This is a genomic window from Klebsiella sp. LY (genome assembly GCF_004010915.1).
GTDB lineage: Bacteria > Pseudomonadota > Gammaproteobacteria > Enterobacterales > Enterobacteriaceae > Klebsiella > Klebsiella quasipneumoniae.
The window spans coordinates 4,253,149-4,273,062 of sequence record NZ_CP022444.1 but is presented as its reverse complement, the minus strand read 5'-3'; the positions used below and the strand labels follow the sequence as shown (position 1 = coordinate 4,273,062).

General features: G+C 59.8%; 21 protein-coding genes. 6 read left to right on the top strand and 15 right to left on the bottom strand.

Going from position 1 to position 19,914, the window contains the following annotated elements; all coding sequences use genetic code 11:
• Window positions 1–80 precede the first annotated feature (80 nt).
• The 12 genes from CE636_RS23915 to CE636_RS23860 form a co-directional block, all read right to left on the bottom strand.
• Window positions 81–1,553 carry a sensor histidine kinase gene (locus tag CE636_RS23915; protein ID WP_004201335.1) on the bottom strand — a complete coding sequence of 491 codons (1,473 nt, stop codon included), beginning with the start codon at window positions 1,551–1,553 and terminating at the stop codon, window positions 81–83.
• The gene (locus CE636_RS23910) at window positions 1,550–2,266 is read right to left on the bottom strand and encodes a response regulator transcription factor (protein ID WP_017899419.1); all 717 of its coding nucleotides are present in this window, start codon (window positions 2,264–2,266) and stop codon (window positions 1,550–1,552) included. Before CE636_RS23910 ends, CE636_RS23915 begins: the two co-directional genes overlap by 4 nt.
• 78 nt (window positions 2,267–2,344) lie before the next feature.
• A complete protein-coding gene (gene rlmC / locus CE636_RS23905) occupies window positions 2,345–3,472 on the bottom strand; it encodes a 23S rRNA (uracil(747)-C(5))-methyltransferase RlmC (RefSeq protein WP_017899418.1) in 1,128 nt (375 codons plus the stop codon).
• 41 nt (window positions 3,473–3,513) lie between these two features.
• Window positions 3,514–4,002 carry a YbjO family protein gene (locus CE636_RS23900; RefSeq protein ID WP_004201332.1) on the bottom strand — a complete coding sequence of 163 codons (489 nt, stop codon included), beginning with the start codon at window positions 4,000–4,002 and terminating at the stop codon, window positions 3,514–3,516.
• Between the two features lie 57 nt (window positions 4,003–4,059).
• The gene (gene potI, locus CE636_RS23895) at window positions 4,060–4,905 is read right to left on the bottom strand and encodes a putrescine ABC transporter permease PotI (RefSeq protein ID WP_002896372.1); all 846 of its coding nucleotides are present in this window, start codon (window positions 4,903–4,905) and stop codon (window positions 4,060–4,062) included.
• Window positions 4,902–5,855, bottom strand: a complete 954-nt coding sequence (potH, locus tag CE636_RS23890; protein WP_017899417.1) for a putrescine ABC transporter permease PotH — start codon at window positions 5,853–5,855, stop codon at window positions 4,902–4,904. Before potH ends, potI begins: the two co-directional genes overlap by 4 nt.
• A 10-nt stretch (window positions 5,856–5,865) precedes the next feature.
• Window positions 5,866–6,999, bottom strand: coding sequence for a putrescine ABC transporter ATP-binding subunit PotG (gene potG / locus CE636_RS23885; protein WP_002896370.1), 1,134 nt, complete (start codon window positions 6,997–6,999; stop codon window positions 5,866–5,868).
• A 161-nt stretch (window positions 7,000–7,160) separates the two neighbouring features.
• Window positions 7,161–8,273 carry a spermidine/putrescine ABC transporter substrate-binding protein PotF gene (gene potF / locus CE636_RS23880; RefSeq protein WP_004201329.1) on the bottom strand — a complete coding sequence of 371 codons (1,113 nt, stop codon included), beginning with the start codon at window positions 8,271–8,273 and terminating at the stop codon, window positions 7,161–7,163.
• 348 nt (window positions 8,274–8,621) lie between these two features.
• Entirely contained in the window at window positions 8,622–9,101 is a 480-nt protein-coding gene (locus CE636_RS23875) for a YbjN domain-containing protein (protein ID WP_017899416.1), read from the bottom strand.
• Between the two features lie 88 nt (window positions 9,102–9,189).
• Complete coding sequence (rimK, locus tag CE636_RS23870; protein WP_004201328.1) at window positions 9,190–10,092, bottom strand: 30S ribosomal protein S6--L-glutamate ligase; 903 nt, start codon at window positions 10,090–10,092, stop codon at window positions 9,190–9,192.
• Between the two features lie 114 nt (window positions 10,093–10,206).
• The gene (gene nfsA, locus CE636_RS23865) at window positions 10,207–10,929 is read right to left on the bottom strand and encodes a nitroreductase NfsA (protein ID WP_004201327.1); all 723 of its coding nucleotides are present in this window, start codon (window positions 10,927–10,929) and stop codon (window positions 10,207–10,209) included.
• The gene (locus CE636_RS23860; RefSeq protein WP_025999158.1) at window positions 10,913–11,200 is read right to left on the bottom strand and encodes a YbjC family protein; all 288 of its coding nucleotides are present in this window, start codon (window positions 11,198–11,200) and stop codon (window positions 10,913–10,915) included. The genes nfsA and CE636_RS23860 overlap by 17 nt, the downstream gene beginning before the upstream one ends.
• Window positions 11,201–11,402: 202 nt before the next feature.
• Between CE636_RS23860 and CE636_RS23855 the strand changes: the two genes are divergently transcribed.
• Window positions 11,403–11,666: a GrxA family glutaredoxin gene (locus tag CE636_RS23855; RefSeq protein WP_002896352.1), complete on the top strand. Its 264-nt coding sequence runs from the start codon at window positions 11,403–11,405 to the stop codon at window positions 11,664–11,666.
• Window positions 11,667–11,672: 6 nt separating this feature from the next.
• Here the strand turns inward: CE636_RS23855 and ybjM are convergent, their stop codons facing one another.
• Window positions 11,673–12,056, bottom strand: coding sequence for an inner membrane protein YbjM (ybjM, locus tag CE636_RS23850; protein WP_004201325.1), 384 nt, complete (start codon window positions 12,054–12,056; stop codon window positions 11,673–11,675).
• A gap of 267 nt (window positions 12,057–12,323) precedes the next feature.
• On the opposite strand from ybjM, the gene CE636_RS23845 reads away from it, so the two are divergent.
• Window positions 12,324–14,009 (top strand): aspartate:alanine antiporter, encoded by a 1,686-nt coding sequence (locus tag CE636_RS23845; RefSeq protein WP_004179131.1) that lies wholly within the window; start codon window positions 12,324–12,326, stop codon window positions 14,007–14,009.
• A 178-nt stretch (window positions 14,010–14,187) separates the two neighbouring features.
• Here the strand turns inward: CE636_RS23845 and CE636_RS23840 are convergent, their stop codons facing one another.
• A complete protein-coding gene (locus CE636_RS23840; RefSeq protein ID WP_017900138.1) occupies window positions 14,188–14,751 on the bottom strand; it encodes a TetR/AcrR family transcriptional regulator in 564 nt (187 codons plus the stop codon).
• An 82-nt stretch (window positions 14,752–14,833) separates the two neighbouring features.
• On the opposite strand from CE636_RS23840, the gene CE636_RS23835 reads away from it, so the two are divergent.
• Complete coding sequence (locus CE636_RS23835; protein ID WP_017900139.1) at window positions 14,834–16,036, top strand: MFS transporter; 1,203 nt, start codon at window positions 14,834–14,836, stop codon at window positions 16,034–16,036.
• A complete protein-coding gene (locus CE636_RS23830; RefSeq protein WP_017900140.1) occupies window positions 16,036–16,848 on the top strand; it encodes a Cof-type HAD-IIB family hydrolase in 813 nt (270 codons plus the stop codon). The genes CE636_RS23835 and CE636_RS23830 overlap by 1 nt, the downstream gene beginning before the upstream one ends.
• A 38-nt stretch (window positions 16,849–16,886) precedes the next feature.
• Here CE636_RS23830 and kdeA read toward each other — a convergent pair whose 3' ends face one another.
• A complete protein-coding gene (kdeA, locus tag CE636_RS23825; protein WP_004201293.1) occupies window positions 16,887–18,119 on the bottom strand; it encodes a multidrug efflux MFS transporter KdeA in 1,233 nt (410 codons plus the stop codon).
• 326 nt (window positions 18,120–18,445) lie between these two features.
• Between kdeA and ybjG the strand changes: the two genes are divergently transcribed.
• Window positions 18,446–19,039, top strand: coding sequence for an undecaprenyl-diphosphate phosphatase (gene ybjG, locus CE636_RS23815; RefSeq protein ID WP_004201292.1), 594 nt, complete (start codon window positions 18,446–18,448; stop codon window positions 19,037–19,039).
• Window positions 19,040–19,141: 102 nt separating this feature from the next.
• Window positions 19,142–19,900: a DNA-binding transcriptional repressor DeoR gene (gene deoR / locus CE636_RS23810; RefSeq protein ID WP_004151717.1), complete on the top strand. Its 759-nt coding sequence runs from the start codon at window positions 19,142–19,144 to the stop codon at window positions 19,898–19,900.
• Window positions 19,901–19,914 lie beyond the last annotated feature (14 nt).

Below are 19,914 nucleotides of genomic sequence, written 5' to 3'. Positions count from 1 at the left end.
TTTTGCCGGGTGGCGCTGCGCTGACCCGGCCTACACTTTCCCCGTAGCCGGGTAAGGCGTAGCCGCCACCCGGCAATTTCTCAAAGTGGCACGAAGAACCTGAACCGCGCCCCGCTTACCGACTCCACCAGCCTGATCCCGCCCCCGTGCAGCTCCAGCATTCGTTTCACAATCAGCAGCCCTAACCCGCCTCGATCCTCCCGCGACGCCTGGGCAGACAACGCCGACGGCCGCTGGAACAGATCGTCGCGCAGCGCGGCATCGACGCCCGTTCCGTTGTCAGCCACTTCGACCTGGATCTGTTGATTCTCCTGCCAGACCGCCAGACGAATCTCCCCGCCGACGGGAGTATGCCGCATGGCGTTGTCGAGCAGATTGGTCACCACCCTCTCAATCATCGACACATCGGCGTTAACCAGCGGCAGCGGCCCCGGCACATCAATTTGCAGGTTCACCTCGCGCGTGCGGGCGGTTAATTCAAACTTCTGCGCCACGTCGGAAATCAGCTCCCCCATCGCGAAACGCTCGCGCTGCGGCTTAATGCCCCCGTGCTCCAGTCGCGCCAGCTCAAACAGCTGCTGCGAAAGATGGCGCACTTTGTTGCCCTGGCGCAGGGCGATGGTGAGATACTGCCTGCGCTCCTCGGCGGTCAGCCGTTCGTCCTTCAGGGTCAGCGTTTCCAGATACCCCAGCAGCGAGGTGAGCGGCGTACGTAAATCGTGGGAAATATTGGCCACAAATTCGCGGCGCTGGCGGTCGCTGTCGGCCAGCCGATCCCACTGACCGGCTATCTGCCGGGCAAGGTCAATAAAGCGATTTTCGAGCACCGCCACCTCGTTACCGGGATGGGGCTCCGGCGTGCGGGCCGCCAGGGTTTTGATGGCACTGATGCTGTCCCGATCGTTCGCCGCCACCTGGGCGGTGAGCTGGCGGACCGGCCGGGTCACCCAGAACCATGCCAGGCCTCCCGCCAGCAGGCCAAACAGAGTCACCAGCAGCAGGGTCCACAGAACAATGCTCCACAGCGTTTTTTGCCAGGCGTCGGCCGCCAGCTGATTAAAGGTCTCCCCCTGCAAAATGATATACAGGTAACCGCGCAGCTGGCCGTCGACGCGCAGCGGGGCGGCGCTGAAGACTTTTCGCCCGTCAAGGCTGCGGGGATCGTCGCCATACACCGGCGACGTACTGCCGGTGAGAAAAACCTGCACCGGCGCCATGTCGATCCGCTGGCGTTGGATATGTCCCGGCGGCGCCGCATCGGCCAACAGGTCGCCATCCGGCGACAGCAGATAGAGCTCCACGCTGGGATTAAAGGTCATCAGACGGTCAAACAGCGACTTCAGGGTTTGCCGGTTGACCTCGCCGTGGGCGTCCAGCAGCGGTTCGCGGGCCACAATTTGCTGAGCCAGCCCGGCGGAGAGGCGCTGCACCATGGCGTTGCCATACTGCGCGCTGCTATGTAACTGAACGACGCACACCGCCGCCGCGCACAGTATCAGCAGGGAGACCACCACCAGCGCCAGCCGCTGGCTGAGGCTCAGGCGGCGGATCACGGGGCGGCCTCTTGCGTCACCGGGGCGAACTTATAGCCTTTGCCCCAGACGGTCAGAATGATGTCCGGCTCGGCCGGGTCACGTTCGATTTTGCTGCGCAGGCGGTTGATATGGGTATTGACCGTGTGCTCATAGCCCTCGTGCTGATATCCCCAGACCTGCTCCAGCAGCGCCAGCCGCGAAAACACCTCCCCGGGATGGCGGGCAAAGTAATACAGCAGCTCGAATTCGCGCGGCGTGAGGTCCACCAACTCGCCGCGCAGCCTCACTTCGCGAGACAGCGGGTCGATGCTCAGACCATGGCAGGACAGGCGCCCGGCGTCCATCAACAGGTTCTGCCCCATCGCCTCCTGGCGACGAAACAACGCTTTAACGCGGGCGATAAGCTCCAGCAACGAAAAGGGTTTCGCCAGATAGTCGTCGGCGCCCATCTCCAGGCCCAGCACGCGGTGCATTTCGCTGGTGCGAGCGCTGATGATGATCACCGGCAGATAGCGGGTCATCTGGCGGATACGCCGGCAGATCTCCAGGCCATCGACGCCGGGCAGCATCAAATCGAGGATCACCGCATCCCAGACCCGCGTTTCCAGCCGGGCGAGAGCCTGGCCGCCGTCGGCCTCATGCACAATCTGATAGCCCTCATCCTGAAGATTGAGCCGCAGCAGCGTGGCAATATCCTCATCATCTTCCACCAGCAGAATGGTTTTGGCCATTAGATTCCCCCCACCAATAACAAAACATGCTGCGTCAAGCTTACCCGATCTCTGCGACGCAAAGCCTTCACATTTTGTTTAAACTTCGCGGACCAGCAGGGTCAGCACTTCATAGTGGGCGGTGTGGGGGAACATATCAAATAGCTGGACCCGCTCGACGCGATAGCCGCTAAGAAGAGCAATGTCGGTCGCCATGGTGCGGGCGTTACAGCTGGAATAGATAATATAGGGCGGCGCCATGCGGCTTAAATAGTCGCACAGTTCGGCGCCAATGCCGCGACGCGGCGGGTTGACCAGCACCAGCTGCGGGATATCCGCTTCATGCGTGGCGAACTGCGTGGAGTCCAGCGCCTGAAAATGCAGATTGCTGAGCCCCAGCTGCGCGGCAGACTGCCTGGCGCAGGCGATCGCCTCCGGGGCAATCTCTATACCGGTCAGGCGCATCGCCGGCGTCGCGCAGTGCAGGCCAAAACCCCCGACGCCGCAAAACAGATCCCACATATGCTGGACCGGCAGCGCGCGCACCCAGTCGCGGGCGGTGGCGTACAGCCGGCTGGCTACCGTCGGGTTAGTTTGAAAGAAGCTTTGCGGACGGATCCACAGCGGCACCTCATTAAAGACCTCCCCCAGCGCCTGCTGTTCAGTGAAGAAGATCTCCTGCTCGCCTTCCATAATAGCCATATGCACTGGCTGGATATTCGCCGTGATCACCTTAAGCTGCGGCAACTGTGCCTGTAACCAGGGCAGCGCGGCGCGCAGCTGGGCCAACTTGGCCTCTGAGCGCAGCACGAAGCGCAGCATCATCTCCCCTTGCTGGCTGGCGGTTAGCAGCAGATATTTCAGCTCCCCGCGCTTGCGCGCGACGTTGTAGGGGGTTAACCCGGCGCGGGCGATAAAGGGCTTCAGGACGGCAAACACCGGCGCAAACTCGGCGGGATAGAGCGGGCAGTCGGTGAGATCCACCGGGGTGCCGTCGCGGTGCAGCATCCCCAGCAGCGGACGCTCAACGCTGCCGCTGACCACCATTTTGGCCTTGTTACGGAATGCCGCCTCCGGCCCGCTGACCGGCTCGCCCCAGTCGGCGACGGGGATCGCTGCCAGCAGCGTGCGCAGGTCGGCCATTTTATCGGCGAGCTGTTGCGGAACCGACCGTTCCAGCCATTGACAGGAGCGGCAGCGGCCGGCGTCGTAGAGTGCGCAATGCATAATTGACCTTCAAAATTCCAGGGGCGGGGATTGTATCACCGTTATTGCAGGCGGAAAAACCGGCGGCAGTTCGCAGGCACAAACAGCAGCGTCAGGACCAGCAGATCCGGCAGTTTTTGCATCACCAGCGAGTGGAAGATCTCCCGTTTGGATTCGCCGGGAATGCTGAACAACTCCGGATACCCGTAACCCAGCGACGCCGCCCACAGGTAGCCGGCGGCTATCATCTGCGTCAGCAGATAGACCCAGCGCGCCCAGTTGCGCCCTTTCACCAGCGAGAAGGCGCACCAGATTTCGATAAACACCAGCGCCAGGCTGCCGAGGAAGACCAGCGTCAGGTTCCAGGTCTGGACGCTACGGTGTATGAATTCGTTCAGCCCCTGCAGGCCCAACAGATTGAGGATCATCAGCAGATCCAAACCGCGAATCAAAATAATCGCAAAGGCCGCCACCTGCACCAGCGCAGGGACGTTAAGGCGGGCATGCGATGAGCGAGTTTTCGTAAACAATCCCAACGTAATGTCTTCCATGAAAACGGCGCCACAGGGTGGCGCCGACCGGAGGCTGCTGTACCGATTTTAGGTGGTTCAGCCTTGTCTTGCACGCTGGATATCGCGCACTCGCTGCTTTTCTGCGCGGGCCATCAAATACCAGGCGATAAAACCAACAATACCGACCACGCCGAGGATGAGCGTCGCCAGGGCGTTGATCTCCGGGTTGACCCCCATGCGCACGCTGGAGAAGACCAGCATCGGCAAGGTCGTGGCCCCGGGACCGGAGACAAAGCTGGCGATCACCAGGTCATCCAGCGACAGCGTGAAGGCCAGCAGCCAGCCGGAGATCACCGCCGGCATAATCATCGGCAGCGTGATGACGAAGAAGACCTTCAGCGGCGCGGCGCCCAGATCCATCGCCGCCTCTTCGATCGAGTGGTCCAGCTCACGCAGGCGCGAGGAGATCACCACCGCCACGTAGGCGGTACAGAAGGTGACGTGCGCCAGCCAGATGGTCAACATCCCGCGATCCGACGGCCAGCCGATGGCGTGACCCAGCGCCACGAACAGCAGCAGCAGCGAGAGCCCGGTGATCACGTCCGGCATGACCAGCGGCGCGGTGATCATAAACGCGAAGCCGTTGGAGCCGCGAAAACGCCCAAAGCGCACCATCACCACCGCGGCGATGGTGCCCAGGATCGCCGCCGCCGTCGCCGCGCAGGCGGCGATAGTCAAGCTCAGCCCCACCGCGCTCATCATCGCGTCATCGTGGAACAGTTCGCTATACCAGCGCGTCGACCACCCGGCCCAGACCGTCACCAGCTTTGAGCTGTTGAACGAGTAGATCACCAGCATCAGCATCGGGGCATAAAGGAAGGTGAACCCGAGCACGAGGATCAGAATGCGCCACGGCGAGCGTACTACAGGCAAGTCGTTCATCCCTGCTCCCCCATCTGTTTTTGCTGGTGCTTGTGGAACCACATGATCGGCACAATCAGCAACAGCAGCATGACAATCGCCACCGCCGAGGCGACCGGCCAGTCGCGGTTGTTAAAGAACTCCTGCCACAGCACGCGGCCAATCATAATGCTGTCCGGCCCGCCCAGCAGCTCCGGGATCACGAACTCCCCCACCGCCGGGATAAACACCAGCATGGAGCCAGCGATAATCCCCCCTTTGGTGAGCGGAACGATCACCTGAAAGAAGGTCTTCAGGGGCCGGGCGCCGAGGTCCAGCGAGGCCTCCACCAACGAATAGTCGATGCGGGTCAGCGCGGTGTAGATAGGCAGCACCATAAACGGCAGATAGGCGTAGACGATACCGATATAAACCGCCAGGTTGGTGTGCAGGATCTCCAGCGGCTGATCGATAACCCCTAGCCACAGCAGGAAGTTATTCAACACCCCGTTGCTCTTCAACAGCCCCATCCAGGCATAGACGCGGATCAAAAACGACGTCCACGACGGAAGGATCACCAGCAGCAGCAGAATATTGCGCGTCGATGGCTTGCTGTGCGCCACCGCCCAGGCCAGCGGATAGCCCAGCAGCAGGCAGCAGAGCGTCGAGATGCCCGCCACCTGCAGCGACTGCAGATAAGCCTCGAAATAGAGCGGATCGTCGGTCAGCTGCAGGAAGTTGGCAAAGTTAAGGGTCAGCGTCAGCTGACCATCCGCCCACTCCATCAGATCGGTGTAGGGAGGGATCGCCCGCGCCATCTCGGCAAGACTTATCTTGAACACGATCAGGAACGGCAGCATAAACAACAGGATCAGCCACAGATAGGGCAGCGCGATCACCAGCTTGCGGCCATGCGCCATCTGCAGGCGCGCCACCCACAGCGCGAAGCCGCCCGGTTTTTTCGCCCCTGACGGGGATTCAACGGTACTCATCGCCCTCTCCTTACACCGTCAGTACAACGCAGCTGTCCGCATCCCAGCATAAACGCACCTCGTCACCCCAGGTGGGCGTCCCTTTCCGATGGCGGTGCTCATTCTGCAGCTGGGCGCTGATCATCTGCCCGCTTTGCAGGCGCACATGATAGATAGAGAGATCCCCCAGATAGGCGATATGAATCACCTCGCCGACGGCAAAATTGTAGCCATCCGCCGGCGGCTCATCGCACAGCATGATCTTCTCCGGACGCAGCGCCACCCATACCGGCACGTTGTCCACCACCGAGGCGTCGGGGTCAACCTTCAGCGGATGCATCAGGCCCGGCGAGCTCAGCACCAGGCCATCTTCGAGGCGCTCTTTCACCAGTCCTTCAAAGACGTTCACCGAGCCGATGAACTCGGCGCTGTAGCGGGTGGTCGGGTGTTCGTAAATCTCTTCCGGTTCGCCAATCTGCACAAACTTGCCGCGGTTCATGATGGCGATACGGCCCGCCATGGTCATGGCCTCTTCCTGATCGTGGGTCACCATCACGCAGGTCACGCCAACGCGCTCAAGAATATCCACCACCTCCAGCTGCATGCGATCGCGCAGCTTTTTATCCAGCGCCCCCATCGGTTCGTCGAGCAGCAGCAGCTTAGGTCGTTTCGCCAGACTGCGCGCCAGCGCGACACGCTGGCGCTGGCCGCCAGAGAGCTGGTGCGGCTTACGTTTAGCGAACTCCTGCATGTGCACCAGAGCCAGCATCTCCTGCACCCGGGCGGTGATTTCCGCCTTCGGCAGACGATCCTGTTTCAGGCCGAAGGCGATATTCTGCTCAACGGTCATATGGGGAAACAGGGCGTAGGACTGGAACATCATATTGATAGGCCGCTGATAGGGCGGCACGCGCGCCAGATCCACGCCGTCGAGCATAATCTGTCCGGCGGTCGGTTGCTCAAAGCCCGCCAGCATGCGCAGCAGGGTCGATTTCCCGCAGCCTGATGCGCCCAGCAGAGCAAAAATTTCGCCTTTGTAAATAGTGAGACTGACATCGTCGACAGCATGCTGGCCGTCAAACGACTTGGTTAAGTTACGGATTTCCAGCAGCGGGGTCAGCGCTTTGGGGGCTTTCGCCTGTGGGCGGGGCATTACGTCGTTCAATCGGGTGCTCTCCGGCAAAAAAACGATCACCATATGGTCCGGTGCCATACTTCGTGCTTAACAGTGCATGTGCACCATCCTGGTGCTTCTGCTCGCCGGGCGCGCTGCCATTTCCCGGCGAGTGCCGTTCTGATTCGGCCCGCTTACCGGGCCGTCAGAGTTTATTTACCGCTCTTCACTTTGGTCCACGCGCGGGTACGCACGCGGTCGATCTTCGGATCCTGCACCTTCAGCGTGAACAGTTTGGCGAACACATCCGCTGGCGGATAAATCGCCGGGTTGTTACGGATAGTCTCGCTGACCAGCGGCGTGGAAGCCTTGTTGCCGTTAGCGTAGAACACCTGGTCGCTGATTTTGGCGATCACATCCGGGCGCATCAGATAGTTAAGGAACTGATAGGCCTCATCTTTATTTTTGGCGTCGGCCGGCATGGCAAAGACGTCAAAGAACGCCAGCGCGCCCTCTTTCGGAATAAAGTAAGAGACGTTGACGCCGTTCTTGGCCTCTTTCGCACGGTTTGCCGCCTGCCAGACGTCCCCTGCCCAGCCGATCGCCACGCAGATGTCGCCATTGGCGAGGTCGTTAATATATTGCGAAGAGTGGAAGTAGCGGATGTTCGGCCGCAGCTTCAGCAGCAGATCGGTAGCCGGACCGGTGTAATCATTCGCTTTGCTGCTGTTCGGATCCTTGCCAAGGTAGTTCAGCACAGTGGCGAAAATCTCTTCCGGCGCGTCGAGGAAGGAGACGCCGCAGCTTTTCAGTTTTTCAAGATTCTCCGGCTTCAGCACCAGATCCCAGCTGTCCACCGGCGCATCTTTGCCGAGGACGGCTTTCACTTTATCCACGTTATAGCCAATGCCCGTCGTCGCCCACAGGTAAGGCATAGCGTATTTATTATCCGGGTCATGCTTGGCGACCAGCTTCAGCACTTCGGGATCAAGGTTCTTCCAGTTGGGCAGCTTGCTCTTATCCAGCGGCTGGAACACCCCCGCCGCCAGCTGGCGCTCAAGGAAGCTTGCCGACGGCACCACCAGATCGAAACCGGTGCTGCCGGCCATTAATTTGCCTTCCAGCACTTCATTGGAATCAAAAACGTCATACACGACTTTAATCCCGGTCTCTTTTTCGAAATTGGCCACAGTGTCCGGCGCAATATAATCAGACCAGTTATAGACATGCAGGGTTTTTTGTTCGGCGGCGAGCGAACCGGCAGAGACGGCCATCAGCGCACCCGTAACCAGACCTGTTAACCATTTTTTACCAAAGGCGGTCATATCTCTTTTCCTTCTCAACGCCCGTTAACTTACGGGCTCAAATATACGCATTTCTACGCATGCAAAAATCATGCATATTTTTTCATTGCCTGAGAAAAGGAGAGCGGATCTCTCCCGGAGTGGTTGCTCGCAACTGGAAGCATCGCCAGAATAACTGTAGCCAGAATAAGAGGCTATAGCCCAGGTAAAAAAACGCCTTTTATCAAATTTTTATGCAGTAACGGTCTACGTGATAAGCCAAAACGGCCTGAATGGCGGTGAATAATGCTTTAAAGGAAGGTTAAATACAGAATAAAAGCGGGTAATACGCAGCCGCTGCGGTAGTGGCTGCGCTAATTTTAGGCAGGTTTAGTGAAGAAAATGGTATTGCACGTTTTCCGCGGCCGGCTCTTCTTCTTCGCCTTTGTACAGCAGCTGATTGGCGCCGGCTTCGAGGATCACCATCGAGATCTGCTCCTCGCTTTGGCGGAAGAACCAGGCGAACTGCTCCATGGTCACCCCAGGACCGATAGACAGCGACTGGCAGACCACCAGCTTGGGCAAATTATCGTCCTGAATGTCGATAAACGCCTTCACGGTTAACGAGCTGGCGTTGATGGCCGAGAGATCCGCTGACAGCGCCAACAGAGCTGTCGGCTTCACCTCCGCCAGGGCGGAAAAGAGCACCACGTTGTCCACCAGGTCAATTTTGGCATCAAAAATACCGTCGAAATTCTGCATATGCGGCAGGTGCAATGCCTGGCAGGAATCGCACTCAAAAAAGCTGATGCCGATCTCATCCAGCCAGCGACGTAGCGTATCCAGACCCGGAACGACCAGTGAATCCATAGTGCCTGTGACCTCTTACAGTGGAAAAACGACGCCATAGCTTACGCAAAAAAAGCGCCGCATACCATGACAGTCTTGCATCCGGCGGTTAGCCGCCTATTTTCAAACAGAATTCCGGTGTCGCCTGGCGCTCGATCCAGGCGATCATCCTGCTGGCGATGTCCACACCGGAGGTGGTTTCCACCCCTTCCAGCCCGGGCGAGGCATTTACCTCCATCACCAGCGGCCCGCGGGTGGCGCGTAAAATATCGACACCGGCGACGTCCAGCCCCAGGGTTTGCGTCGCCTTGATGGCGATGGCCCGCTCCTCGTCGCTAATCTGCGCCACCGAGGCCATGCCGCCGCGGTGCAGGTTAGAGCGAAAATCGCCCTCTTTCGCCCGCCGTTCGATCGCCGCCACTACCTCATTGCCGACCACCAGGCAGCGAATATCGCAGCCTTTCGCCTCGGCAATGTACTCCTGCACCAGGATGTGGGCGTTCAGCCCGCGAAAGGCGTCTATCACGCTCTCCGCCGCCTGACGGGTCTCCGCCAGCACCACGCCGATCCCCTGGGTGCCCTCCACCAGCTTCACCACCAGCGGCGCGCCGCCGACCATGGCGATCAGATCGCTGGTGTCATCGGGGGAGTGAGCGATGCCGGTCAGCGGCAGATCGATGCCCTGGCGCGCCAGCAGCTGCAGCGAGCGAAGCTTATCGCGAGCGCGGGTAATAGCGACCGATTCGTTCAGCGGATAGCTTCCCAGGAGCTCAAACTGTCGCAGGGCCGCGGTGCCATAGTAAGTGATCGCTGAGCCAATGCGCGGGATCACCGCATCAAAGTGCGGCAGCTGGCGACCTTTGTAGTGGATCGACGAGGCCACCGGACTGACGTTCATATAACAGGAAAGCGGATCGAGGATCTCGACCTGATGCCCGCGCTGTTGCGCCGCTTCGCGCAGGCGTCGACATGAATAAAGCGTTCCATCCCGGGATAATATGGCAATTTTCATCCTGCACCTCTGCAAAAAGACCCGCTCTGGCGGGCCTCAGCTATCGAACACATTTTCACCTTTCCTGCCGCCAGCGGTGGATACCGCCTGGCCGGAGCAGCAGTGTACACGTAATCAGCGCGTTGCCCACCCCTGCTTATGCAGATAGTCGAGAATAAACGGACGACTCTCTTTCACGATAGTGCGACGGATATGATCGCTCCAGGTATCGCGGCGGGCGTTGCTGCCGCGCGACAGATAATAGTGCGCCAACTGGTCGTCATACTCCGCCAGCAGCGCGTTATCCAGCGGCTGATAGCGGTTCTCATGCACCAGCATGGCGGCCGGCATCCGCGGCTTGATGTCCGGGTTATCCGCCGGCCAGCCAAGGCAAAGGCCGAACAGCGGCAGGACGTGCTTTGGCAGCTCCAGCAGCTCGGTCACCGCCTCGATGCTGTTGCGCAACCCGCCGATATAGACGCCGCCCAGCCCGAGGGACTCGGCGGCGGTCAGCGCGTTCTGCGCCAGCAGCGCCGTATCGACAACGCCGATCAGCAGCTGTTCCGCCAGCCCCAGCTCCGCCTGCGGGCAGATCTGCAGGTGGCGATTAAAGTCGGCGCAGAACACCCAAAACTCCGCCGCCTGGGCGACATGCTGCTGGCCGCCGGTCAGCGGGACCAGACGTTCACGCAGGGCCGGGTCAGTAATACGGATGATGGAGGTGCACTGTAAAAAACTCGAGGTAGATGCCGCTTGCGCGCTGGCGATAATCGCCGCGCGCTGTTCGTCGCTCACGGGCGCATCGGTGAAGTGGCGGATAGAACGGTGGCTGCGCAGCAGCTCAATGGTCGGCGTCATTTCGTTTTTCTCTGTCAGACAAGGATTCAGGCTCAGGAGAGTGGGTTAACTGCGGGGCCACGATCTGCGCCATCCGCCACATCACGACGATGGCGGCGGGGATCATCAGCACGATCCCGACAAAGAGCATCACCAGCGCCGCGGTCGGGCTGGCAATGGGCGCAGGCAGCTGGACATACTGGTTAAGTGAGAGCCAGGCAAGGGTTAACAGCCCCATCCCGAGGATCTCAACCAGCAGAATGCTTTTCGGCAACGGGGCAAATTTTCGCATCACGCCTCTCCGGTTGATAAACGCAACGCGCCAGCCAATGCCGCCGCGCCGCCGGGTCAGTATACGGGTTTTGATAGTAAGACATTTATCAAACATAGCCGTAAACCATCGAAGCAAAAGGCAGAACCTGCTTTCCCTCACCGACCAATGCAGGCATCATAAGCGCCATTCGCCATCCGGCTGAGGTTTAAGGAGAGAAGCAATGTTTACTGTTATTTTTGGTCGTCCAGGCTGCCCTTACTGTGTTCGCGCCAAAGAGCTGGCCGAAAAACTGACCAACGAGCGTGATGATTTTAACTACCGTTACGTGGATATTCACGCCGAAGGCATCAGCAAAGCTGACCTGGAAAAAACCGTCGGCAAACCGGTTGAAACCGTACCGCAGATTTTCGTCGACCAGAAACACATCGGCGGTTGCACCGATTTCGAAGCCTGGGCGAAAGAGAACCTTGGCCTGTTTGCCTGAGTAAATTTATTTGCTCGATGAATGACTGCGCCAGGTATCAAGCCAGGCGCAGATAAACAAAAAGCACAACGCCCCCAGCGCACACCAGAACACCGCGCTCAGTACCCACGCCATCTCCTGCCAGAACGTCCGGTGCGTGACGAAAAACAGCCGCATCGTCACCATACAGACCGGCGCCGCCAGCATCGCGCCGAGCAAAGGACGCAGCACCCGACGACCGGGAGAGAGACAGCTCGCCGCCGCTCCTGGCAGCAAAAAGAAGAGCAGGCCCAGCTCCGGGTTGCCGCTGGCGCGAAAGGCCCCTTTCATATGTAACAACAACGATAAGCACACCACAATGAACAGAACGAAGCCACAGATAATGCCGGCCCAACTACGCTCAGATTTCACCGTATCCTCCTGATGTTGCCTCTAACTCACGTCCACGTCGCCCAGTCAGATAAAGCATTTCGGCAATCCATGCCAATAACTCCCCTGCCAGCCTGAAAACGATTGTCACTAGCCGCCGCATCCAGGAAGGATTAAACTAGCGGGTATATTTTTGCTGGTTATAACAGGGTGCCAGAATAGGTTCGCGACAACGCGAACGCCTGAGCAACCTTAGACCAAATAACCATTTCCTTCAACAACTTACTAGTAAACGAGAAGTTGGCTTTCGTGAATATAAACGTCGCAGATTTGTTAAACGGGAATTACATCCTGTTATTATTCGTTGTACTTGCATTAGGACTATGCCTGGGAAAACTGCGTCTCGGCTCAGTACAACTTGGTAATTCCATTGGCGTTTTAGTCGTTTCTCTATTATTAGGTCAGCAGCATTTCGCGATTAACACCGATGCCCTTAATCTCGGCTTTATGCTGTTTATTTTTTGCGTCGGCGTGGAAGCCGGTCCTAACTTTTTTTCGATTTTTTTCCGTGACGGGAAAAACTATCTGATGCTGGCGCTGGTGATGGTCGGCAGCGCGATGCTGATCGCCATGGTGTTGGGTAAAGTGTTCGGCTGGGATATCGGGCTCACCGCCGGTATGCTGGCGGGGGCGATGACCTCCACCCCGGTGCTGGTGGGCGCGGGTGACACTCTGCGCCATTTCGGCCTGCCCAGCGATCAGCTGGCGCAGTCGCTTGACCATCTGAGCCTCGGCTATGCCCTGACCTACCTGGTTGGTCTGGTGAGCCTCATCGTCGGCGCCCGCTATATGCCCAAGCTGCAGCATCAGGATCTGCAGACCAGCGCCCAGCAAATCGCCCGCGAGCGCGGCCTCGATACCGATTCCAAACGTAAAGTTTACCTGCCGGTGATCCGCGCCTATCGCGTCGGCCCGGAGCTGGTGGCGTGGGCGGATGGCAAAAATCTGCGCGAGCTGGGCATTTATCGCCAGACCGGCTGCTATATCGAACGCATCCGCCGCAACGGCATTCTGGCCAACCCGGACGGCGACGCGGTGCTGCAGATGGGCGACGATATTGCGCTGGTGGGCTACCCGGACGCGCACGCTCGCCTCGACCCGAGCTTCCGCAACGGTAAAGAGGTGTTCGACCGCGATCTGCTCGACATGCGCATCGTCACCGAAGAGATTGTGGTCAAAAACCACAACGCCGTCGGCCGCCGCCTGGCGCAGCTCAAGCTCACCGACCACGGCTGCTTCTTAAACCGGGTTATTCGCAGCCAGATCGAGATGCCTATCGACGACAACGTGGTGCTGAACAAAGGCGACGTGCTGCAGGTCAGCGGCGACGCCCGCCGCGTGAAGACCGTAGCCGACCGCATCGGCTTTATCTCCATTCACAGCCAGGTGACCGACCTGCTGGCCTTCTGCGCCTTCTTTATCGTCGGCCTGATGATCGGCATGATCACCTTCCAGTTCAGCTCCTTCAGCTTCGGCATCGGCAACGCCGCCGGCCTGCTGTTCGCCGGCATCATGCTTGGCTTCCTGCGCGCCAACCACCCAACCTTCGGCTATATCCCGCAGGGGGCGCTGAACATGGTGAAAGAGTTTGGCCTGATGGTGTTTATGGCCGGGGTCGGGCTCAGCGCCGGGGCCGGGATCAATAACGGGCTGGGCGCCGTCGGCGGCCAGATGCTGGCGGCAGGGCTTATCGTTAGCCTGGTGCCGGTGGTGATCTGCTTCCTGTTTGGCGCCTATGTGCTGCGCATGAACCGGGCGATGCTGTTCGGCGCCATGATGGGGGCGCGCACCTGCGCCCCGGCGATGGAGATCATTAGCGATACCGCGCGCAGCAACATTCCGGCGCTCGGCTATGCGGGCACCTACGCCATCGCCAACGTGCTGCTCACCCTCGCCGGGACGCTCATCGTGATCATCTGGCCGGGGCTACAATAAATTTTTTGCGAAAAAAGCCGCCACAGGCAGAACTTTTTCTCAGGGCATCAGTCATAAGTAATGCCACTGCTTTTCTTTGATGTCCCCATTTTGTGGAGCCCATCAACCCCGCCACTTCGGTTCAAGGTTGATGGGTTTTTTGTTGCCTGCGTTTAGCCATTCCGGGTGAAACGACGCCTCAGCACTCCTCTTCCTGCGCCCTCTCCCCCGCCAGCTGCCCGACCATCATGCGGATCGCCGCCTTCGACAGCGGCGCGCGGTCGGTGACAAAGTGCAGGGTCATCCCTTCAATAAAGGCGTCGAGGCCGCGGGCGGTGTCGGGGGCAAACCACTGCTCCAGCGTCTGCTGGCTGCGCCGCATCCAGTTCTGCATCACCGCCTTCAGCGCTGGCTGGCTGCTACAGAACGCATACAGCTGGTACATCAGCTCCATATTGCGCGCCGTGGTCACCTGGGCGCTGAAGATCAGCTCCGCGATGGCATCGCAGGCTTGTTGCCGGTTCGCTACCCCGGCGAAGCTTTGCTGATACTGCGCAGACATCTCGGCGGTAAACAGGCTGAACGCCTCCGCGATCAGCGCCTCGATGCCGCTGAAATAGTAGGTCAGCGACCCCAGCGGCACATTCGCGCAGGTGGCGATTTTACGGTGCGTCACCGCATGGACGCCGTGCGCCGCGATGGTGTCCAGCGTCGCCTGCAGGATGCGCTCGCGGCGCTGCGGATCGTTCGGTCTACGGGCCATGATTTTCCTCTTCCGGTTTATGTACAAATGTACACATGCTTGCTACTGTTGTCTTCACTCTTCTCCTTTAAGGCGTTTACGGATGACGACGCAATCTTCGCGCAGAGCGCTCCAGCTTCGACTGTGGGCGCTGTTTATGTTCTTTTTCATCCCCGGCTTGTTAATGGCCTCCTGGGCCACCCGCACGCCGGCGATCCGCGATCTGCTGGCGCTTTCTACCGCAGAGATGGGCGTCGTGCTGTTTGGCCTGTCGGTGGGGTCGATGAGCGGTATTCTCTGCTCGGCGTGGCTGGTGAAGCGTTTCGGCACCCGCAAGGTCATCCGCACCACCATGTCCTTCGCCGTACTCGGCATGCTGGTGCTCAGCCTGGCGCTGTGGCTTGCCTCCGCCCCGCTGTTCGCCTTCGGTCTGGCCATCTTTGGCGCCAGCTTTGGCTCGGCAGAGGTCGCCATTAACGTCGAAGGCGCGGCGGTTGAGCGGGAGATGAATAAAACGGTGCTGCCGATGATGCACGGCTTCTACAGCTTTGGCACCTTGTTCGGCGCCGGGGTGGGCATGGCGGTGACCGGGTTCGGCCTTCCCGCCGCCCCGCATATCCTGGCGGCCGCGCTGGTAGCCATCCTGCCCATCGCCATTGCTATCCGCGCCATTCCGGAGGGTACCGGTAAAAATGCCGCCGAAGCCGCCCACGGCGAGGCGAAAGGTCTGCCGGTATGGCGCGATGCGCAGCTGCTGCTTATCGGGGTCATCGTCCTGGCGATGGCCTTCGCCGAAGGCTCAGCCAATGACTGGCTGCCGCTGCTGATGGTGGACGGCCACGGCTTTAGCCCCACCTCCGGCTCGCTGATCTATGCCGGCTTCACCCTCGGCATGACGCTGGGCCGCTTTACCGGCGGCTGGTTTATCGATCGCTACAGCCGGGTGACGGTGGTTCGTGGCAGCGCGGTGATGGGCGCTCTGGGCATTGGCCTGATTATCTTCGTCGACAACCCCTGGGTGGCGGGCATTTCGGTGCTGCTGTGGGGCATTGGCGCCTCGCTCGGCTTCCCGTTGACCATCTCCGCCGCCAGCGATACCGGTCCGGATGCCCCTAAGCGCGTCAGCGTGGTGGCGATTACCGGGTATCTTGCTTTCCTCGTCGGGCCGCCGCTGCTGGGCTTCCTCGGCGAGCATTTCGGCCTGCGCAGCGCCATGATGGTGGTGCTGGGCCTGGTGATGGTGGCAGCGCTGGTCGCCCGCGCGGTGGCTAAGCCACAGTCTGAACCCGTTATGGAGAACAGCTAATGAGCATCAAACTGATTGCGGTGGATATGGACGGCACCTTTTTAAGCGATGCCAAAACTTACAACCGGCCGCGCTTCCTCGCCCAGTATCAGCGAATGCGCGAGCAAAACATTCGCTTCGTGGTCGCCAGCGGCAACCAGTACTACCAGCTGATCTCCTTCTTCCCGGAGATCGCCCACCAGATCGCCTTCGTGGCGGAAAACGGCGGCTGGGTGGTGAGCGACAATGAAGACGTCTTCAACTGCCAGCTGCCGGTTCACCATTTCAACGCCGTGGTCGACCATCTGCAGACGCTGCCGAATATCGAAATCATCGCCTGCGGGAAGCGCAGCGCCTACACCCTCAACCGCTACAACGACGCGCTGAAGACGGTGGCGGCGAAGTATTATCACCGCCTTGAACTGGTGGATGATTTTAACCATCTCGATGACACCATCCTCAAATTTGGTCTCAACGTGCCGGACCGCCTGATCCCGGAAATTCAGCCGAAGCTGCACGCGGCGTTGGGGGACATGGTGACAGCCGTAGCCACCGGCTACGGTAGCATCGATTTAATTATCCCGGGGGTGCACAAAGCCAACGGCCTGCGTATTTTGCAGCAGCGCTGGGGTATTGAAGATCACGAGGTGGTGGCGTTCGGCGACAGCGGCAACGATATCGAAATGCTGCAGCACGCCGGATTTGGCTTCGCCATGGCCAACGCCCGGGAAGACGTCAAAGCCGTCGCCCGCTATCACGCGCCGCACAATAACGAAGAGGGTGTTCTGCAGATTATCGATAAGGTATTGGATCGCGAAGCGCCATTCGCCTGATAAGACCCGGATGCGAGCGCATCCGGGTTTTCAACCGGTTATCCCTGCTGCGAATTGCCGACGCTTTTATCTTTCAGGAAGTAGATCATCAGCCCCAGCCACAGTACCCCGCCCAACAGGTTAAACAGGCTGAACAGCCCGTTGCCGCCGAGCTCGTAAGCATGTTTGCTGAGCTCGATGCCGACGGTGAAGATCAGCATCTGCAGCATCCCCATCGCCGCCGAAACCGTGCCTTTGCTCATCTCGCTGGCGAACAGGGTTAAGCGCACCAGGCCGGCGTTCGCCAGGCCAATCCCGAAGGCGTAGAAGCTCAGACCGGCGGTCATCCACAGATAGGCGTGGGAAGAGACCACCGTCGCCGCCGCGGAGAGGAGCAGGCCAAACACGATCGGCCAGCCGCCCATGATAATCAGCGAGCGCACGGTACGGCGCGAAGTCAGGCGCGCCAGCACCAGGTTGCCGGCAATCAGCGCGCCGAAAATCGGCACCTGCAGCATGCCATACTCATAGCTTGTCGCCTGTTCGCCGCTGATAATAATCACCGGCGACTGGGCGATCCACGCCAGCAGCGGCAGGCTGACAAAGCCGGTAGCCAGCGCGCCGGCGACGAAGCGCAGGTTCTTTAGCACCAGCCGATAGTCGCGGCCCAGCTCTTTGACCGACAGCTTTTCACCCAGTCGCGTCGCGGTTTCCGGCATCGCCCGCTGCAGGCCGACAAACGAGATAGCCGCCAGCACGGCGAACAGCACGAACATCATCTCCCACGGCAGGATATGCACCCAGGCGGCGCCCACCAGCGGCCCCAGCAGCGGGGCAATCAGCGCCACGTTGGCCATCAGGGCGGTGATTTTAATACACACCGCCTCCTCAAAGGACTCCTGGATCGCCGCGTAGCCGACCGCGCCGATAAAACACAGGCTGATCCCCTGCAGGAAGCGCAGCAGGGTGAACTGTTCAATGGTCTGCGCCAGCAACGTCGCCAGGCAGGTGACGATAAACCACACCACCCCGGTCAACATCACCGGACGGCGGCCAATACGGTCCGACAGCGGCCCCAGCAGCCACTGTAGAAACATGCCGCCGGCCAGATAAGCGGTCATCGAGGTGGGAACCCACTCGTTGCCCACCTGAAACTCCTGAACCACGGCCAGCATACCCGGCTGGATCATATCGTTGCCGATATAGGTGGAAAACTCGTACAGCACCAGACATAGCGGGAACAGCAGCGCCTGCCTTCCGAGGCGGCGACCTGAAAGCGAATAATTTTGCATGAAATCTCTTATCTATCAAAAATCGCGCAAAGTGTAATGAAACTCCCGGCGCGGAGATAGTGAATTGTGGGTGACACCGCACAATATTGCGAGTTGCGCGCCAGCGTCAGGGCTCGTCTTAGCAATTCACTCTGCGTATATATTCCGTTTATGTTTCAGCCATGTGACAAAGGATATACTGACGCTTTTCAGGGAGTTAGCGCCGCACCTCAGAAGGCGACATTTCTTAACAACCTGATATTTAAGACAATACTGCTTTATCTCCGCACCGCTTTTATTTAGGGTAAGCGGCTTATTTGCTATCGGACCAACGAGCCTGGAAGTCTATGCTGGAAAATATTAACTACGCGCTGTTCGCCCTGCTCAACGCGACCCCGGCCTCGCCGCAGTGGGCCATTGAGGTGGCGATTTTCATCGCTAAAGATCTAATTCTGATCGTGCCCCTGCTGGTGGTGACCTTGTGGCTGTGGGGGCCTGCCCAGCGGCAGATGGTGTTTAAGCTGATGCTGGCGCTGAGCATCAGCCTGACCGTCTCATGGGCGATCGGCCACCTCTATCCGCACGATCGGCCGTTTGTCGCTGGCGTGGGCTATAACTTCCTGCACCACGCGGCGGACGATTCCTTCCCCAGCGACCACGGCACCGTCAGCTTTACCTTTGCCCTGGCCTTCCTGTTCTGGCACCGCGTCTGGTCCGGCGCCCTGCTGATGGCCCTTGCCGCCGCCATCGCGTGGTCCCGCGTCTATCTCGGCGTCCACTGGCCGCTGGACATGGTCGGCGGCCTGCTGGCCGGGATGTGCGGCTGCCTTGGCGCGGCGCTAATCTGGCATACTGTCGGCTCGGCGCTGTACCGTCAGCTGCAGCGCCTCTATCGCCTCTGCTTCTCCCTGCCGATCCGCAAAGGCTGGGTGCGCGGCTAAACGCCGACCGTCGCGGCGGCGACCGCGTGACTAACCCGCAAGCGACAGGTAAAATCCCGCTAACGCCCTGCCTCCGCAGGGCGATTTTAGCGCAGAGGGAATATGGAAACTCGCCGTGACGAACGCATCAGTCAGCTCATTCAGGCACTCAAGCGCAGCGATAAGCTGCATCTGAAAGAAGCGGCCTCCCTGCTCGGGGTGTCGGAAATGACCATTCGTCGCGACCTCAACGGCCACAGCGGTCCGGTCGTGCTGCTCGGCGGATACATTGTGCTGGAGCCGCGCAGCGCCACCCATTACCTGCTCAGCGACCAAAAAACCCGGCTGGTCGAAGAAAAACGCCGTGCCGCCCGCCATGCGGCCGCGCTGCTGGAGGCCCATCAGATGGCCTTCTTCGACTGCGGGACCACCACCCCGTGGATCATCGACGCCATTGACGACGCCCTGCCCTTCACCGGCGTCTGCTACTCCCTGAACACCTTTCTGGCCCTGCAGGAAAAGCCCCAGTGCCGCGCGGTCCTGTGCGGTGGGGAATTTCATGCCAGCAACGCGATTTTTATGCCGCTGAGCCTTGAGGATACCCTCAGCCATCTGAGCCCTGACATCGCCTTTTACTCGGCGGCGGGCATTGACTGCGAGCAAGGGGCAACCTGCTATAACCTGGAGGAACTGCCGGTCAAGCACTGGGCGATGCGACACGCGCGCTACCACGTGCTGGTGGTAGACCACAGCAAGTTTGGCAAAGTGCGTCCGGCGCGCATGGGGGCGTTAGCGAAGTTTGATGTGATCGCCAGCGACATCTGCCCGGATGACGAGCTGGTCGCGCTGGCGAAGGCGCAGCAGATTTCGCTGCTGTACTGAACATGAACGGACCG

What these genes read in the sequence shown, in the direction of transcription:
- CE636_RS23910 (WP_017899419.1), bottom strand. Translation starts at nt 2,266, where the DNA reads ATGGCCAAAACCATTCTGCTGGTGGAAGATGATGAGGATATTGCCACG.
- rlmC (WP_017899418.1), bottom strand. Translation starts at nt 3,472, where the DNA reads ATGCATTGCGCACTCTACGACGCCGGCCGCTGCCGCTCCTGTCAATGG.
- CE636_RS23900 (WP_004201332.1), bottom strand. Translation starts at nt 4,002, where the DNA reads ATGGAAGACATTACGTTGGGATTGTTTACGAAAACTCGCTCATCGCAT.
- potI (WP_002896372.1), bottom strand. Translation starts at nt 4,905, where the DNA reads ATGAACGACTTGCCTGTAGTACGCTCGCCGTGGCGCATTCTGATCCTC.
- potH (WP_017899417.1), bottom strand. Translation starts at nt 5,855, where the DNA reads ATGAGTACCGTTGAATCCCCGTCAGGGGCGAAAAAACCGGGCGGCTTC.
- potF (WP_004201329.1), bottom strand. Translation starts at nt 8,273, where the DNA reads ATGACCGCCTTTGGTAAAAAATGGTTAACAGGTCTGGTTACGGGTGCG.
- CE636_RS23875 (WP_017899416.1), bottom strand. Translation starts at nt 9,101, where the DNA reads ATGGATTCACTGGTCGTTCCGGGTCTGGATACGCTACGTCGCTGGCTG.
- rimK (WP_004201328.1), bottom strand. Translation starts at nt 10,092, where the DNA reads ATGAAAATTGCCATATTATCCCGGGATGGAACGCTTTATTCATGTCGA.
- nfsA (WP_004201327.1), bottom strand. Translation starts at nt 10,929, where the DNA reads ATGACGCCGACCATTGAGCTGCTGCGCAGCCACCGTTCTATCCGCCAC.
- CE636_RS23860 (WP_025999158.1), bottom strand. Translation starts at nt 11,200, where the DNA reads ATGCGAAAATTTGCCCCGTTGCCGAAAAGCATTCTGCTGGTTGAGATC.
- CE636_RS23855 (WP_002896352.1), top strand. Translation starts at nt 11,403, where the DNA reads ATGTTTACTGTTATTTTTGGTCGTCCAGGCTGCCCTTACTGTGTTCGC.
- CE636_RS23840 (WP_017900138.1), bottom strand. Translation starts at nt 14,751, where the DNA reads ATGGCCCGTAGACCGAACGATCCGCAGCGCCGCGAGCGCATCCTGCAG.
- CE636_RS23835 (WP_017900139.1), top strand. Translation starts at nt 14,834, where the DNA reads ATGACGACGCAATCTTCGCGCAGAGCGCTCCAGCTTCGACTGTGGGCG.
- CE636_RS23830 (WP_017900140.1), top strand. Translation starts at nt 16,036, where the DNA reads ATGAGCATCAAACTGATTGCGGTGGATATGGACGGCACCTTTTTAAGC.
- kdeA (WP_004201293.1), bottom strand. Translation starts at nt 18,119, where the DNA reads ATGCAAAATTATTCGCTTTCAGGTCGCCGCCTCGGAAGGCAGGCGCTG.
- ybjG (WP_004201292.1), top strand. Translation starts at nt 18,446, where the DNA reads ATGCTGGAAAATATTAACTACGCGCTGTTCGCCCTGCTCAACGCGACC.
- deoR (WP_004151717.1), top strand. Translation starts at nt 19,142, where the DNA reads ATGGAAACTCGCCGTGACGAACGCATCAGTCAGCTCATTCAGGCACTC.